The following is a 14,658-nucleotide window of genomic DNA, read 5'->3' as shown; positions in this document are numbered from 1 at the left end:
GCGATCTTGCGGTCGGCCCGGTGCCGGGCACGGCCCTCGACCGTCCGGCCGGTTCGCGTTCATCCTTTCGGCGGATACCCGCGTGCGTCGGCGCCGCCTAAAGTGACCGGCAACGACACCCTTCCGGAGCACGACATGACACACCCGCACCCCCGTACGATCGCGATCACCGGCGCAGGCACCGGCATCGGCGCTGCGTGCGCGCGCCGCTTCGCCGCCCGCGGCGATCGGGTCGTACTGATCGGACGGCGTCGGGCGCCGCTCGACGCACTCGCCGCCGAGACGGGCGGCCTCGCGCTCGCCGGCGACGCCGCGAGCACGGCCGACTGGGCGCGCTTCCTGCCGGAGATCGCCGAGCGGTTCGGCCCCGTCGATGCGCTGGTCGCGTGCGCGGGCGGCCACGGCCTCGGCCGCGCGGACGAAACCGACGACGCGCAATGGCGCGACGCGATGCATGCGAACCTCGACACCGCGTTCGTCAGCGCACGCGCGTGCCTGCCCGACCTGATCGCGCAGCGCGGCAGCATCGTGCTGGTCGCGTCGATCGCCGCGCTGGCCGCCGGGCCCGGCGTATGCGGCTATACGGTCGGCAAGCATGCGCTGCTCGGGCTTGCGCGATCGCTTGCACGCGACTACGGGCCGCACGGCGTGCGCGCGAATGCGGTGTGCCCAGGCTGGGTCCGCACGCCGATGGCCGACGCGGAAATGGAACCGCTGATGTCCGCGCATGGCGACACGCTCGACGGCGCGTATGCACGCGTGAGTGCCGACGTGCCGCTGCGGCGCGCGGCCGATCCGGACGAAATCGCGGCCGTGTGCGCGTTCCTGGCCTCCCCCGACGCGTCGTTCGTGACCGGCGCGACGCTCGTCGCCGACGGCGGCGCAATGGTCGTCGATGTGCCGACGCTCGCGTTCGACACGCTTTGATGCATGGGGAGACGCCGTCCGCACGACGCATCTTCGCTGCACGGGAACGCATTGCCCACGTGTGCATCGTGACGGGCGGCCGCGCTTGCCCTCCGGCACGCGACCACCCGTCGCCTCGCCCGACGCACGCACCCCGCCCCACTCGTTTCGCGCCCCGGAAATCCGCTAACATCGACCGATCCCGCCGCCGCCGCGCGGCACTGCCTCACCGATCGGAATTCGATGAACATCCGGTTTCTTGAAACCTTCGTCTGGCTCGCGAAGCTGGAGAACTTCCGGCTCACGGCCGAGAAACTGCATACGACGCAGGCCGCCGTGTCGAGCCGCATCGCGTCGCTGGAAGAGGCGTTCGACGTACGGCTGTTCGACCGCAACACGCGCTCGGCCACGCTCACGCCCGCGGGCCGGCGCATGCTCGCGTACGCGGAGCGGATCGTGCGGCTCGACAGCGAGATGCGGCGCGACATCGACGCGGCGAGCGACGCGGGCCTGATCCGGATCGGCGTGATCGAGTCGATCGTGCACAGCTGGTTTCCGGCGCTGATGGCGCAATTGCGCGAGCGCTATCCGCGCCTCGACGTCGAGATCACGAGCGACACGACGCTGCACCTGATCCGCCTGCTGAGCACCGACGGCGTCGACCTGATCCTGCAGACCGACCCGGTGCCGGGCCCCGACTTCACGAACCTGCCGCTGTGCGAATTTCCGGTGCGCTGGGCGGCGAGCCCGCGTCTCGGGCTCGGCGGCGAACGGCTCGACGTCGCGCGGCTTGCCGCGTACCCGATCATCAGCTTCTCGCGCCACTCGGGGCCGCACGCGACGATCGAGCGGCTGTTCGCGGCCGTCGAACGGCCGGCCAGCATCAACTGCATCACGTCGGTCGCCGCGATGATCCGGCTCGTCGCCGACGGCTTCGGCGTGGCCGCGCTGCCGCCCGCGATCATCGGACGCGAACTGCAGGAAGGCGCGCTCGAACTGCTCGACGTCGAACCCGAATTCCCCGCGCTGCCGCTCGTCGCGTCGTATCGCACGCAGGGCCTGCCGGTCGCCGCGCGCATCGCGGAACTGGCGAGCGAAGTCGCGCGCGCGATGCCGGCGGCTGCCAGTCGTGCGAAGCCCGCCGCATCGGCACAGGCCGAGGCCGAGGCCGAAACCAAGACCAAGACCAAGACCAAGACCGACATCGTCGGCAAGTCCCCCGCCCGCCCGGCGAAAAAAACCCAACCCGCGCCGGCGCAACACACGCCGAAATCCGCATCGCCCGCCACCCCGGCGAAACGCCGGCCGCGCCGCTCATAAGAAAACCTGTTCACCGCGAATTTGTTTTCTTGTTGGACGGCCACGGCCCGTCTTCGGGACACTGCGGTTCCTGACACACCCCGTCACAAGGAACCCGCAATGTCCCGTCTTTCCCTTCCGCACGGCCAGCTCTGCGTCTGGACGGATATCGACTCCGCGCACGAAGCCGATTTCAACGCGTGGTACGACCGCGAACACATGCAGGAGCGTGTCGCGATTCCCGGCTTCACGCATGCGCGGCGGTTTCGCGCGACCGACGGCGGCCCGCGCAAGTACCTCGCGATGTACGTGACGGACACGCTCGACGTATTCCGCAGCGATGCCTACCGGCGCGCGTTCACGCAGCAGACCGCCTGGTCGCTCGCGAACTTCGAGCGCATGACGGGCACGCAGCGGCGTGTCGGCGACCTGACGATCGAGGCCGGCGACGGCGAAGGCATGCATCTCGCGCTGTTCGTGCTGCCGCCCGAGCGCATCGACGTGCCGCACCTGCGCGAACGCTTCGACGCGGCGCTGCGCGAACCCGGCATCCACGCGACCCGGCTGTTCCGCACCGCGCCGGACCTGTCCGCGCCGATCGGTGCAGAGGCGGCCGCGCGCCCGGTCGCCGACGCGCTCGTCCTGATCGAAGGCAGCGACGCCGTGGCCACGCGCCGCGTCGCCGCGGCCATTGCCGGTCACGACGACGTGCGCACCTTCGACCTGCTGTGGCGCGCCGCCGCGCCGCTGCCGGCTACCGGTCGCGACGCCGAAGCGAAACCGGCCGCCGCCGCGCTGCCGGCCTGAACGCCGACGGCGCCGCCGGCCGCGTCGTCCGTTATCCGCACGCGGCCGGCGCATCGGCCCCGCGCGTCACCCTGTCCTCCTTCACGACATGCCCGACACCATGAGCACTCTCGCCCAGCCCGCCGCCCACGCGCCCCGCCGCGTCCGCAACAGCCGACTCGCGACCGCGAGCATGATCGGCACGTCGCTCGAGTGGTACGACTTCACGATCTACAACACGCTCGCCGCGCTCGTCTTCAACCACCTGTTCTTTCCGTCGGTCGATCCGCTGGCCGGCACGATCCTCGCGTTCTCGACCTATGCGGTCGGCTATGTGTCGCGTCCGCTCGGCGGCTTCGTGTTCGGCAACCTCGGCGACCGCATCGGCCGCCGTGCGGTGCTGATGCTCACGCTCGTGCTGATGGGTGTCACGACCGCGCTGATGGGCGCGCTGCCGACCTATGCACAGGCCGGCATCCTGAGCCCGATCCTGCTCGTCGCGCTGCGCTTCGTGCAGGGCGTCGCGCTCGGCGGCGAATGGGCGGGCGCGGTGCTGCTGTCGGTCGAGCACGGCGACCAGAAACGGCGCGGATTGTCCGCGTCGTGGACGCAGGTCGGCCCGTCGTTCGGCACCTTGCTCGGCACCGGCTGCATCGCGCTCGTGACGCTCTCCACCACGTCCGACGCCTTCCTGTCGTGGGGCTGGCGCGTGCCGTTCGCGGCCAGCGCGCTGCTCGTCGTGTTCGGTTTCTGGCTGCGGCGCGGCGTCGACGAAACGCCGCAGTTCGAGCAGCTCGCCGAATCGCACGCAACTGCCGACGTGCCTGTCGCCGAAGTGCTGAAGTGCCACTGGCGGCGCCTGCTGATCGCCGGCGGCTCGCGGATCGGCTCCGACGTGCTGTACGCACTCATCGTCGTGTTCACGCTGACCTACGTGACGACCGTGCTGCACCTGTCGCGCCCGGTCGCGCTGACGGCCGTGATGGTCGGCACGGCCTGCAACGCGCTCGCGGTGCCGATGTTCGGCGCGCTGTCGGACCGCTTCGGACGCCGTCCGGTGTATCTCGCCGGCGCGCTCGCCGGGATCGTATGGGCGTTCGTGTTCTTCACGATGCTCGATTCGGCGCGGCCGGGTGCGATCGTCGCGGCGGTTGCGATCGGCCTCGTGATCCATGCGGTGATGTACGGCCCGCAAGGCGCGTTCGTCACCGAACAGTTCCCGACCCGCGTGCGTTATGCAGGCTCGTCGCTGGCCTACACGCTCGCCGGCATCGTCGGCGGCGGCTTCGCACCGCTCGTGATCGCCACGCTGTTCCGCCAGACGGGGACGACGACGGCCGTGTCGCTGTACGTCACCGCGGCGCTCGTCGTCACGTCGATCGCGCTGCTGGCCGCGCGCGAGACCGCGCACCGGCCGCTCGCGGATTGAGCCTCCCGGCCGATCGTTTCATTCATTCGCACTTCAAACGGATACCCGCATGCCAGCCCTGTCGTTCAACGTGATGTCCCTGCAAGGCGCACCCGCCCCTGTCGACGTCAAGATCGAACGCGTCGTGATCGCCGGCTGGGCCGGCCGCGATCCGGACGCGATCCGCGCGCACATCGACGAACTCGCGACGCTCGGCGTCGCGCCGCCGTCGACCACGCCGTGCTTCTATCGCGTGTCGTCCGCGCTGCTCACGCAGGCGCCGTCGATCGGCGTGCTCGGCGCGCGCTCGGGCGGCGAGATCGAGTGCGTGCTGATCGACAGCCCGGTCGGCACGCTGGTGACGGTCGGTTCCGATCATACGGATCGGGAAGTCGAGGCCTACGGCGTCGCGGTGTCGAAGCAGGTGTGCGCGAAGCCGCTCGGCCGCGATGCGTGGCGTCATGCGGACGTTGCCGAGCATTGGGACGCGATCGAGATGCGTTCGTGGCTGGTCAAGCCCGGCGGGGCGCGCGTCGCGTATCAGCACGGCGCCGTCAGCGGGCTGCTTGCGCCCGATGCGCTGTGGCACCGCTTCGACGACCGGCGCACGATGCCCGCGCGCTGCGCGATGTTCGGCGGCACGGTCGCCGTGCACGGCGCGATCGCGGCGATGGGCGACGGTGAGGCGTTCGAGATGGAACTCCACGATCCGGTGCTCGGGCGCAGCCTGCGGCACCGCTATGCGGTCGAGGTATTGCCGGTCGTCGCGTAATGGAGCGGTGGCGGGCGCACGGGCAATCAAGGACATGACCCGCATGCGGGCCCGTCACCCGCCCTCAGCGCGCGCCGTCATCGCAAGCACCCCAGCCCGGCCAGCGTCGCCTCCACCGCCGTATCGAGCGGCGTCGCCGGCTCGCGGCCCAGCACCGCCGTCACCCGCGCGTTGTCCATCCGGAGCGGCTCGCGCCACAGATAGCGCATCTCGAGCATCTCGCGCATCGTCGTGACGAACGGCGCCGCGACCCACACGAGCCACCACGGGAAACGCCGCACCGTCGGCCGCAATCCGTGCCGCTGCGCGACGCGGCGCACGGCCTGGGCCATCTGCGTGCCGTCCGCGTCCCAGTGACCGCCGAAGTGGAAGCGCGCGAACGGCTCCAGCGTGTCGCGTCGCTCGACCAGCTCGACCATCGTGCGCGCGACGTCCGGCAGGTACGCCCATTGATGGCCGACGCCCGGCCGGCCCGGCACGCTGATGGCCGCGACGGGCCGCCCGGCCTTGACCAGCCCCTGCCCGAACCAGTTGTTGCCCGCGTGCGCCCCGAAGAAATCACCGGCCCGCACGATGATCGTCCGGACGCCCTGCGCGGTCGCCGCCTGCAACCGCCGCTCCATCTCGACGCGGATCGTGCCCTTGCGCGTCAGCGGTTGCTGCGGCGCCTCTTCGCGCAACACCGGAAACGTGTCGGGGCCATAGTTGTAGACCGTCCCCGGCAGCACGACGGTCGCCTGCGCCACCGTCGCCGCCGCGATCGTGTTGTCTAGCATCGGCAGCACCTGCGTCGGCCAGTTCCGGTAGCCGGGCGGGTTCACCGCATGCACGATCACGCTGCAGCCGCGCGCCGCGCGAACCACCGCCTCGCGGTCGAGCGCGTCGCCGCGCAGCCACGCGATCCCGTCGCGCTCCACCGTCTCGGCGTCGAGCCCGCGCTTGAGCGCGCGCACCTGCCAGCCCGCATCGCGCAACTGACGCGCGACCTCGCCGCCGATGCCTCCGCTCGCGCCCAGCACGAGTGCCTGTCGTTGCGTCCCGCCTGCGTTCGCCGTCATTGCCGTTCTCCGTGAATGAACCGTTGTCCGCACGCATTCTGGCGCGGCGCCGCCTAACAAGGAATTGCCGAACCCAATCGATCGGCTATACATTTATGCATGGCTATCGATCTGAACTGGGAACGCTACCGCACCTTTCTCGCCGTGCTGACGGAAGGCTCGCTGTCGGGCGCGGCGCGCGCGCTCGGCATCACGCAGCCGACGGCCGGCCGCCACGTCGCGGCGCTCGAAGCCGCGTTCGGCCAGACACTGTTCACGCGCTCGCCGTCGGGGTTGCTGCCGACCGAGGCGGCGCTCGCGCTGCGCGGTCACGCCGAGGCGCTGCGCAGCGCGGCGGCCGCGTTCGAGCGCGCGGCCGCAAGCCACGGCGCGGGCGTGCGCGGCACCGTGCGGATCTCGGCCAGCGACGTGATCGCGGTCGAGGTGCTGCCGCCCATGCTTGCGCAGTTGCGGCGCGATCATCCGGGGCTCGTGATCGAACTGGTGCCGACCGACCGCATCCAGGACGTGCTGAACCGCGAGGCGGACATCGCGGTCCGGATGGCGCCGCCCGCGCAGGACGCACTCGTCGCGCGGCGCATCGGCGAGCTGGAAGTCGGGCTGTATGCGCGCGACGACTACCTGGCGCGCAACGGTACGCCGTCATCGACGGACGAACTCGCCCATCACGCGCTGATCGGCTTCGATACGGTCACGCCGTTCATCCGCGCCGCGGGGCGCGGGATGCCGCTGTGGAAGCGCGATGCGTTCGCGCTGCGCACCGACAGCAATCTCGCGCAGCTCGCGATGATGCGCGCGGGCTACGGGATCGGCTTCTGCCAGAACCGGCTCGCGCAACGCGACGCGCGGCTCGTGCGCGTGCTGCCGGACGGGCCTGCGATGAAACTGGAAACCTGGGTGGTCATGCACGAGGATCTGCGGACGAGCCCGCGTTGCCGGGCAACGTTCGATGTCCTGGTGCGAGGGTTGCTTGAGTATGTCGACGGCGAGCAAGTGTAACGGTTGCACGCAGGGAATGCCGCGTCACACCAGCAACTGCCTCGCCAGCACCTCTCTCGCCTGCGTCACTGCCCCCCTCCGGTTCGGACAATCCATGGCTGCCTGAGCAGAACGCGCGCGGTCAACGCAACGATTTCCTTATTCGGCGTTGTACAAGCCCTTGTAATCAAGGTGGCCAAACATGTACGAATATCCCACCGCATCTTGCAACCCTTCATTAAAGCCGGCCACCCACAGCGCCGCTGGCGCCCTTCTGATCGCCATACCAATGAAGTCCGGCTTTGCGATGCCCATCATGAGCAGGGATCGATTGAGGCCGAGCAGCATTAACGAGCCCGCACCGCCAAATAGGTAACCTCCGGCTCCTTGGAAGTAGACTGTCCCGCCTTCGAGACTCTTGGGGTCCGTCAGGTCTACACCTTTGAACGAATCCGTCAGGAAAAGTCTGCCAGTACTTATAAATTCGGCGGTAGCCCCCGTACCGCTCAAGGAATCATTCTTTATCACTATTCTCGGAAGAGATAATTTTGAAAATTTGACAAGTGAAGCCAAAGCAACGGACCTTCCGATTCCAAATCCAGCGTAAACATATCGATGCGATTCGCCTTGAACATCGCTGAGCGCAAACATACCAGCCTCGGAGTTGAATGGACCATAACCAGCCGTGGAACCAGCACTTGTATTAAATTTCCACTGACTCCTTCTTAAAATCATTTTTCGAGATCCTCTCTAAACTGCACACCCCGAAATCCCGCGATCAAAGTAACTATCACCAGAAATGCCAATAGCAATATGTAATCCCAGTGATCCGCAAAGGTGTCAATCGTTACCGACCCTTCCGGGTCGTCGCGGTAGTAACGTACCTGCGTGGATTGACCGATCTCCAAATTCCACCATGAGCTCACTGAAATTTCGTAATGCCGTCCGTCGTGCACATCGAATGCAATCACAGGATGGTGCTTACCGAATTCGAAATGAGCCACCTTTCCGGTAGCAACTTCCGAGGTCGAGAGGAAATGAATATTCGAAATTACACAGTAGGCCGTTACGAGAGCGAGAACACCTCCGATCACCAACGCAAAATAATTTCGTCGCTTCATCGATCTCGGTTCTCTTTGATGTCAAAGCTTGCCGTGACGGTCCCTGCGCTTCCACCCAAGCTGCCCTGCAAAGTGTATTCTTGCTTGACTCGCGAAAATGAAAGACTCACGTGCTCACAATAGCTGCTTTCAGCAACAATCGGCTGTACCTCTGTGATCACGACATCTTCCATTGTAATTTTCAGGAAATCCAACGGTGTTCCACCAGACTTTCTGGCCGTCAGCACGACCTTAGGAATATGCCGCCCCGTCAGACAATAGCGCATAAGGTTAGGACTTGCCCGATCAATTTGATGAATAAATTCCAGATCGCTAATTGTTGCCTTACCAGCCCCACCACCCGACCCGGAAAACATCGACGATTGCTGAGATATCTTCCATCTCCATCCATCTATTTGAATCTCGTCCCGATGAAACTCATCCTGCGATTCACCAGAAATCCCATCAATCTTGACAAACATATCCGACATGGTGCCTCCAGACACAACAACGCCCAAAATTTGACAAATCCGTAATAGTCAAATCGCACGACACTACCATGTCGCCGCTCCCATTCATCTCAATATTGTCGAGACAAAAGATAGCGACAGAATGGATGGGCGAATGTGAAATCATCGCAATAGCTTCACAAGCAAGCCATGCTCCGGCTCGAAATCCACCCGCGCCAATCGGTGCGCACCGGCAGTTGATCGGCAGCTCACTGCATTGCACCGGTTGGCACGACAAGCACGACGGACATGGGACATCTGGATTCGAACAATCTTCGGACCTGCACTGCTCGACAACATGATGCGACCGAGATCGCAGCCTCCAATAGATCGACTTCGATCAGGTCGCAGCCAATGACAGTGCAGGCCGTTGCGTCGATGCGCCCGACGTACGTCACATGCAGTCGATTCAAGTGTTGGAGTGGATCAGTGCCGCATTCGAGCGATTAATCTAATTCGGCAACCTCATATCTTTTTATTCGGCAATCATCGCCGGTGAATCGTGACCTTGGGTCGGACTTCGCCTCCCTGTATTCAGGCGTAGCCCGTCAATCCAGTGAGGCAGATACGAGTGAGTAGACACGATGACGCGGGTGGCAGACTGCAGTTGAAGCCCAATCCGGCCGGCCACCCGCCCCTGCCACCGCCTCGCGCATTGAGAAGAAAGCGTGCGGCAGATGTCCGGCCCGCCGAACCAAACGTGCGGGCTTACGCATTTCAGACCGGCAAGCCTGAACCGTCACCCGGCTCGAAGCCGCTTCACATCAGCAACTGCCGCGACAGCACCTCGCGCGCTTGCGTGACCGTCTCGCGTTCACCCGGCATTGGCGGCGTCAGCGAAAACACCGCGTCGGGCAGCGCCGGCAGCCGATATTTCGCGCCGAGCCGCACGAGCCCCTCGCCAATCGCCGACGTGCACAGGCAGCCGACGCCGAGCCCCGCCGCCAGCATCGACTGCAGCCCCGCGACGCCCGACGCGCTGTGCACGAGCACGTACGGCGCGTGCTGCGCGTCGAGCGAGCGCACCGCGATCTGATGCATCATGCAGTCGTCCGGCAGCAACACGAGCGGCAACGGCTCGGGCAACTGCTCGGCGAGCGCGGGCGACGCGACCCACGACAGCGGCTCGCGCCGCAGCACCCAGCGCGTATCGGCCGACGCGGGCCGGAACGGGCCGCTCGACAGGTTCATCACGACGCCGAGATCGATCTGCCCGCGCGCATGGGCAGCTTCGATCTCCGCGCTCTTCATCGCGCTCACGTGCAGGCTCAGTTGCGGGTAGCACTCGCGCAACCGCGCGAGCAGACCCGCGACTTCATGCGTCCGGTAGTAGTCGGTGATCGCGACGCGCAGCTCGCCCTTGATCGCCTGCCCGCGCACTTCGTCGAACGCGGCCTCGTTCAGCGCCACGATGCGCCGCGCATGCTGCAGCAGGCGCGCGCCGGCCGGCGTCGGCTCGACGCCGCGCTTACTGCGCACGAACAGCGGCACGCCGGCGCGCGACTCGAGCTTGCGCACCTGCTCGCTGACCGTCGACTGTGACAGATGCAGCAGCGGCGCGGCCGCCGTAAGGCTGCCCGCATCCGCCACCGCCGCGAACGTGCGTAATTGATCCAGGTCGAAACCGCGCATCGCCCCCTCCATCCATCGAATAACCCGATGGATGCTACCACCAATTCCCGCTTTTCCGATTCATCGGCGATCCGCAGAATATCGGTTCAACGGCCGGCCTGAAGCCCGTTTCGACTGGATTCGGCATGCGTTGCGGCCCTCATTCTTCCAGACCTTCGTTCATGACCGACAACACCCTTGCCCCCTGCGTGCCGGCCGGCGCGGCCGCCGCGGCACCGCCGCGCAGCCATCACGGCTGGGCGCTGGTGGTCCTGCTGGTCGGCGCCATTCTGCCGCCGCTCGACTACTTCATCGTGAATCTCGCGCTGCCGGCCATTCGCGACGGCATCGGCGCGCGGCCGGCCGAGCTGCAGCTCGTCGTGTCGGCCTACGCGTGCGCGAACGCGGTCGTGCAGATCACCGGCGGGCGTCTCGGCGACCTGTACGGCCGCAGGCGGATGTTCATGATCGGGATGGCCGGCTTCGTCGTCGCGTCGGCGCTGTGCGGGCTCGCCGGCAGCGGCGCGGTGCTGGTCGGCGGCCGCGTGCTGCAGGGCCTGTTCGCCGCGATCCTCGCGCCGCAGGTGCTCGCGACGATCCGCAGCGTGTTCAGCCCGCAGGAGCAGGTGCGCGTGATGGGCTTCTACGGTTTCGTGTTCGGCCTCGCGGCCGTGATCGGCCAGCTCGGCGGCGGCGCACTGATCAGCCTGCATCCGTTCGGGCTCGGCTGGCGCGCGATCTTCCTCGTCAATGTGCCGATCGGCATCCTCGCGCTGCTCGGCAGCTGGCGCTTCATCCCGGAAAGCCGGCCGCCGCGCGGCCAGCGCATCGACGTGCCCGGCACGGTGCTGCTGTCGCTGTTCCTGCTGATGCTGGTCTATCCGCTCACGCACGGGCGCGAGGCGGGCTGGCCGCTGTGGATGATCGCGTGCGTCGTCGGTGCGCTGCCGATGCTCGGCGCGCTGCTGGCGGTCGAAGCGCGCCGGCTCGCCGGCGGCCGCGATCCGCTGCTCGACGTGCGCCTGCTGCGCAACCCGGTCGTCGCGCTCGGGCTCACGCTCGCGTTCCTGTTCTACATGCTGAGTGCGTTCTTCCTGAGCTACGGCATCTATCTGCAGGGCTGCCTGAACTGGTCGCCGCTCGCGTCGGGGCTGGCGATCCTGCCGCTCGGCATCGGCTTCCTCGCGAGCCCGCTGCTGATGCCGCACCTCGTCGAGCGGTTCGGCGGCTATCGCGTGCTCACGCTCGGCTTCGCGATGCTCGCGACTGGCGTCGCGACCGCCGCCGCACTGGCCGGCGAACACGCGCCCGGCCCGGGCTTCCATGCGGGTATCGTGGCGATCGGCATCGGGCAAGGCCTCGTGCTGCCGTCGATCGTGCGCATCGTGCTCGCGGAAGTCGACGCGGCGCGCGCCGGGGTCACATCCGGCATGGTCACCGCGATGCTGCAGATCGGCGCGGCCGTCGGCGCCGCGACGCTGGGCGGGCTGTTCTTCGCGCGACTCGGCGCGCAGCCGGGTGCGCTCGACTACGTGCAGGGGTTCAGGACGGCGATGTGGGCGCTGGCGGCCGTGCTGCTGGTATGCGTCGCGTTGTCGGCCGCGTTGGGGCCGATGCATCGGCGGGTGCGGGCCACCGCGTGACGACGCCGGCCCGGGCACACCTCGCCGGCAGCGAATCGGCGCATGCGCGGCGGCCTGCCGGCATCGGACTCACGGGTGATACTTGCGTTGCGCGTACCGCGCTTCCCATTCGGCCAGTTCGACGCGATAGCGCGCGAGCGCTTCGTCGTACAGGTCGAACACGCACGGCGAGCAGCCGCTGTTGCAGCAGTCTTCCAGTTCGGGTTGTTCGGGCGGGGTCGGACGCGGATCGTCGGCGAGCGTATCCACGGAGGCGGGCTTGGTCACGGCTTCAGTCACATGATGTCGAACGCCCAGTATAAGGTGACGGTCAGCGGCATGCAGGCACGCAGCCGCGCATCCACACCCGACAGACCGGAGTCGCGCCATGGCCGAAGCAGTGAATCCGCCGGACCTCTGGGCGCCGTTCGGCGCCTTCTCGATGGCCGTGATCCAGGGCGACGGCCGGATCGTTCATCTGAAGGGGCAGGTCGCACTCGACCGGGACGGGCACGTCGTCGGTGCCGGCGACATGCGCGCACAGGTCCGGCAAACGCTCGACAACATTCGCGACGTGCTCGCCGCGCTGGGCGGGCAGATGCAGGACGTGATCTCGCTGGTTCACTACGCGACCGACATCGACGCGTTCATGCAGGCCGGCGACATCCGCAAGACGTTCTTCGCCGAACCCTATCCCGTGACGACGACCGTCCAGGTCGAGCGTCTCTACCGTCCTGATCTGCTGATCGAAATCGCGGCGATCGCGGAAATTCCGCGTGCGCGCTTTCGCATGCCCTGACGTCGTACTCGAGTGCGATAGCCGGCCCCCCCGCTACGCTACGCGACCGCTCACCGGAATCGATGCGCCGGTGATCGCCTGCGCGTCGGCCGACAGCAGGAACCCGATCGTCGCCGCGAGTTGTTCGGGCCGGACCCAGCGCGTGAAATCCGCATCGGGCATGTCCGCACGGTTCGGCGGCGTGTCGATGATGCTCGGCAGCAGCGCGTTCACGGTCACGCCGCGATCGAGCAGTTCCGCCGCCAGCGCCTCGGTGAGCCGCGCGACGCCCGCCTTCGCGGCCGCATACGCGCCCATCCCGGCGCCGGCCTTGAACGCCGCGCCCGCGCCGATGTTGACGATGCGGCCGGCCGGGCTCGCCACCAGATACGGCAGCGCGGCCTTCGACGCATTCAGCGCCGTCTTCACGTTCAGTTCGTACATGCGGTCCCACGTGGCCGCGTCGCCGTCGGCGATCGTCTGCCACACGAACGCGCCTGCGATGTTCAGCAGCGCGTCGACCCGGCCGAATTCGCGATTCACGGTTTCAAGCGCACGCGCAGCCGCCTGCGGATCGACGAGATCGATGCCGCCGATGCGCAGCGCGTCGGCCGGCACGCCGGGCAACGCCTGCGCATCCGGCGCCGCGCCGCGGCCGATCAGCGCGACGCCCGCGCCGCGCTGGCCGAGCCAGGCGGCCGTGGCGACGCCGAGATGGCCGAATCCGCCGGTGATCGCGACTGCCTTGCCTTTCAGGTCGTGTTCCATCGATGTGCTCTCCTGGGTCGAGGGGGATTGGATGATACGCGGTTCGGGGCGATGCGGGCCGCGACACGGACGTGCCTGGCCGGCGTTTCGACAGCGTAGCGCCGTTCACGCTTCCGTGCGCACGGCAACAAACGCGTCACCACCGACGCGGTCGCTCGATTGATCCGCAGCCGTGAAGGCGCACACCGCGCATGACGGTGGATGGTGGATGGTGGACAGCGAGCGGTGGGCGGCGGACGACCGTGCATAATGCGCGCTCACGGTGCGCCGCGCGGTGCCCCGTGAGCGCGCCGTGCCCTTGAACGGCCCGCGCCGTTTCCGTCTCCCCAAACCCGAACCTCAACCCGCCCATCCCATGCAAGTACTCGTCGTTGGCACCGGCAAGCTGGCAACCGAACTGCTCGGCTCGCACCGGCTCGATCCGGCAATCTGTCGCGTGATGGCCTGGTCGGACCACGCGCGCGACCAGACGCGTTCGATCGTCGTGCACGCCGGATCCGGTCGCGAGCTGCCTGCCGCGATCGAATTCTGCCGCGCAACGGGCTCGCCGCTCGTCGAACTGTCCACCGGCTCCGAGCTCGAAGCCGGATCGCATGCCTTCCCCGTCGTGCTCTGTCCGAATACGAACATCCTGATGCTCAAGTTCATGAGCATGCTGGAAACCAGCGGCCATCTGTTTCGCGACTGCCACATCAGCGTGACGGAATCGCACCAGGCCAGCAAGACGTCCGTGCCCGGCACCGCGGTCGGTATCGGTCAGTCGCTCGGCGTTCCGGCCCAGGACATCCGCTCCGTGCGCGACCCCGGCGAACAGCGCGACGCCCTGCAGATTCCCGACGATCAGCTCGGCCGCCATGCGTTCCACCGGATCCGCATCGAGGACGGCGCATGCAGCCTGCAGTTCGAATCGCGCGTGTACGGCGCGTCGCCTTACGCGGATGGCGTGTCGCGAATCGTCGAGGCCGTCCGGCAGCACGAACTCGAACCTCGCCGATACTCGATCGTGGAGTTCATTCACAACGGCTGGCTGTAGGCGCGACGGTGCGCGGGTCGGGCGACGACG

General features: G+C 67.3%; 16 protein-coding genes. 9 read left to right on the top strand and 7 right to left on the bottom strand.

Going from position 1 to position 14,658, the window contains the following annotated elements; all coding sequences use genetic code 11:
- The first annotated feature begins 135 nt into the window (after positions 1–135).
- From U5771_RS25390 to U5771_RS25370, 5 genes are all read left to right on the top strand, one after another.
- The gene (locus U5771_RS25390) at positions 136–927 is read left to right on the top strand and encodes an SDR family oxidoreductase (protein WP_322026510.1); all 792 of its coding nucleotides are present in this window, start codon (positions 136–138) and stop codon (positions 925–927) included.
- A gap of 222 nt (positions 928–1,149) precedes the next feature.
- Positions 1,150–2,226 (top strand): LysR family transcriptional regulator, encoded by a 1,077-nt coding sequence (locus U5771_RS25385; RefSeq protein WP_322026509.1) that lies wholly within the window; start codon positions 1,150–1,152, stop codon positions 2,224–2,226.
- 99 nt (positions 2,227–2,325) lie between these two features.
- Positions 2,326–3,012: a DUF4286 family protein gene (locus U5771_RS25380; RefSeq protein ID WP_322026508.1), complete on the top strand. Its 687-nt coding sequence runs from the start codon at positions 2,326–2,328 to the stop codon at positions 3,010–3,012.
- A gap of 88 nt (positions 3,013–3,100) precedes the next feature.
- Positions 3,101–4,420 (top strand): MFS transporter, encoded by a 1,320-nt coding sequence (locus U5771_RS25375; RefSeq protein WP_322026507.1) that lies wholly within the window; start codon positions 3,101–3,103, stop codon positions 4,418–4,420.
- Between the two features lie 49 nt (positions 4,421–4,469).
- Positions 4,470–5,171: a DUF2848 domain-containing protein gene (locus U5771_RS25370; RefSeq protein ID WP_322026506.1), complete on the top strand. Its 702-nt coding sequence runs from the start codon at positions 4,470–4,472 to the stop codon at positions 5,169–5,171.
- Between the two features lie 77 nt (positions 5,172–5,248).
- Here U5771_RS25370 and U5771_RS25365 read toward each other — a convergent pair whose 3' ends face one another.
- Positions 5,249–6,229 (bottom strand): NAD-dependent epimerase/dehydratase family protein, encoded by a 981-nt coding sequence (locus tag U5771_RS25365; protein WP_322026505.1) that lies wholly within the window; start codon positions 6,227–6,229, stop codon positions 5,249–5,251.
- A 99-nt stretch (positions 6,230–6,328) separates the two neighbouring features.
- Here U5771_RS25365 and U5771_RS25360 point away from each other — a divergent pair, with 99 nt between their 5' ends.
- Positions 6,329–7,228, top strand: coding sequence for a LysR family transcriptional regulator (locus U5771_RS25360; RefSeq protein WP_322026504.1), 900 nt, complete (start codon positions 6,329–6,331; stop codon positions 7,226–7,228).
- 138 nt (positions 7,229–7,366) lie between these two features.
- Here U5771_RS25360 and U5771_RS25355 read toward each other — a convergent pair whose 3' ends face one another.
- From U5771_RS25355 to U5771_RS25340, 4 genes are all read right to left on the bottom strand, one after another.
- Positions 7,367–7,858, bottom strand: a complete 492-nt coding sequence (locus U5771_RS25355) for a hypothetical protein (RefSeq protein WP_322026503.1) — start codon at positions 7,856–7,858, stop codon at positions 7,367–7,369.
- 80 nt (positions 7,859–7,938) lie between these two features.
- Entirely contained in the window at positions 7,939–8,328 is a 390-nt protein-coding gene (locus U5771_RS25350; protein WP_322026502.1) for a DUF3592 domain-containing protein, read from the bottom strand.
- Positions 8,325–8,798 (bottom strand): type VI secretion system tube protein Hcp, encoded by a 474-nt coding sequence (locus U5771_RS25345; protein WP_322026501.1) that lies wholly within the window; start codon positions 8,796–8,798, stop codon positions 8,325–8,327. Before U5771_RS25345 ends, U5771_RS25350 begins: the two co-directional genes overlap by 4 nt.
- 777 nt (positions 8,799–9,575) lie before the next feature.
- Entirely contained in the window at positions 9,576–10,448 is an 873-nt protein-coding gene (locus U5771_RS25340) for a LysR family transcriptional regulator (RefSeq protein WP_322026500.1), read from the bottom strand.
- Between the two features lie 161 nt (positions 10,449–10,609).
- Between U5771_RS25340 and U5771_RS25335 the strand changes: the two genes are divergently transcribed.
- Complete coding sequence (locus U5771_RS25335; RefSeq protein ID WP_322026499.1) at positions 10,610–12,070, top strand: MFS transporter; 1,461 nt, start codon at positions 10,610–10,612, stop codon at positions 12,068–12,070.
- A 69-nt stretch (positions 12,071–12,139) separates the two neighbouring features.
- Here the strand turns inward: U5771_RS25335 and U5771_RS25330 are convergent, their stop codons facing one another.
- Positions 12,140–12,349, bottom strand: a complete 210-nt coding sequence (locus U5771_RS25330) for an oxidoreductase-like domain-containing protein (RefSeq protein ID WP_415859431.1) — start codon at positions 12,347–12,349, stop codon at positions 12,140–12,142.
- An 88-nt stretch (positions 12,350–12,437) separates the two neighbouring features.
- Between U5771_RS25330 and U5771_RS25325 the strand changes: the two genes are divergently transcribed.
- The gene (locus U5771_RS25325) at positions 12,438–12,848 is read left to right on the top strand and encodes a RidA family protein (protein WP_322026498.1); all 411 of its coding nucleotides are present in this window, start codon (positions 12,438–12,440) and stop codon (positions 12,846–12,848) included.
- A 33-nt stretch (positions 12,849–12,881) separates the two neighbouring features.
- Here the strand turns inward: U5771_RS25325 and U5771_RS25320 are convergent, their stop codons facing one another.
- On the bottom strand, positions 12,882–13,595 hold the full coding sequence (locus U5771_RS25320) for an SDR family NAD(P)-dependent oxidoreductase (protein WP_322026497.1): 714 nt from the start codon (positions 13,593–13,595) through the stop codon (positions 12,882–12,884).
- Positions 13,596–13,950: 355 nt separating this feature from the next.
- On the opposite strand from U5771_RS25320, the gene U5771_RS25315 reads away from it, so the two are divergent.
- Positions 13,951–14,628 (top strand): dihydrodipicolinate reductase, encoded by a 678-nt coding sequence (locus U5771_RS25315; RefSeq protein WP_322026496.1) that lies wholly within the window; start codon positions 13,951–13,953, stop codon positions 14,626–14,628.
- Positions 14,629–14,658 lie beyond the last annotated feature (30 nt).

This window comes from Burkholderia sp. BCC1977, from assembly GCF_905339595.1.
Taxonomy (GTDB): Bacteria; Pseudomonadota; Gammaproteobacteria; order Burkholderiales; family Burkholderiaceae; genus Burkholderia.
Note: the sequence above shows the minus strand (reverse complement) of the source record. Positions and strands in the feature narration are given on the sequence as shown.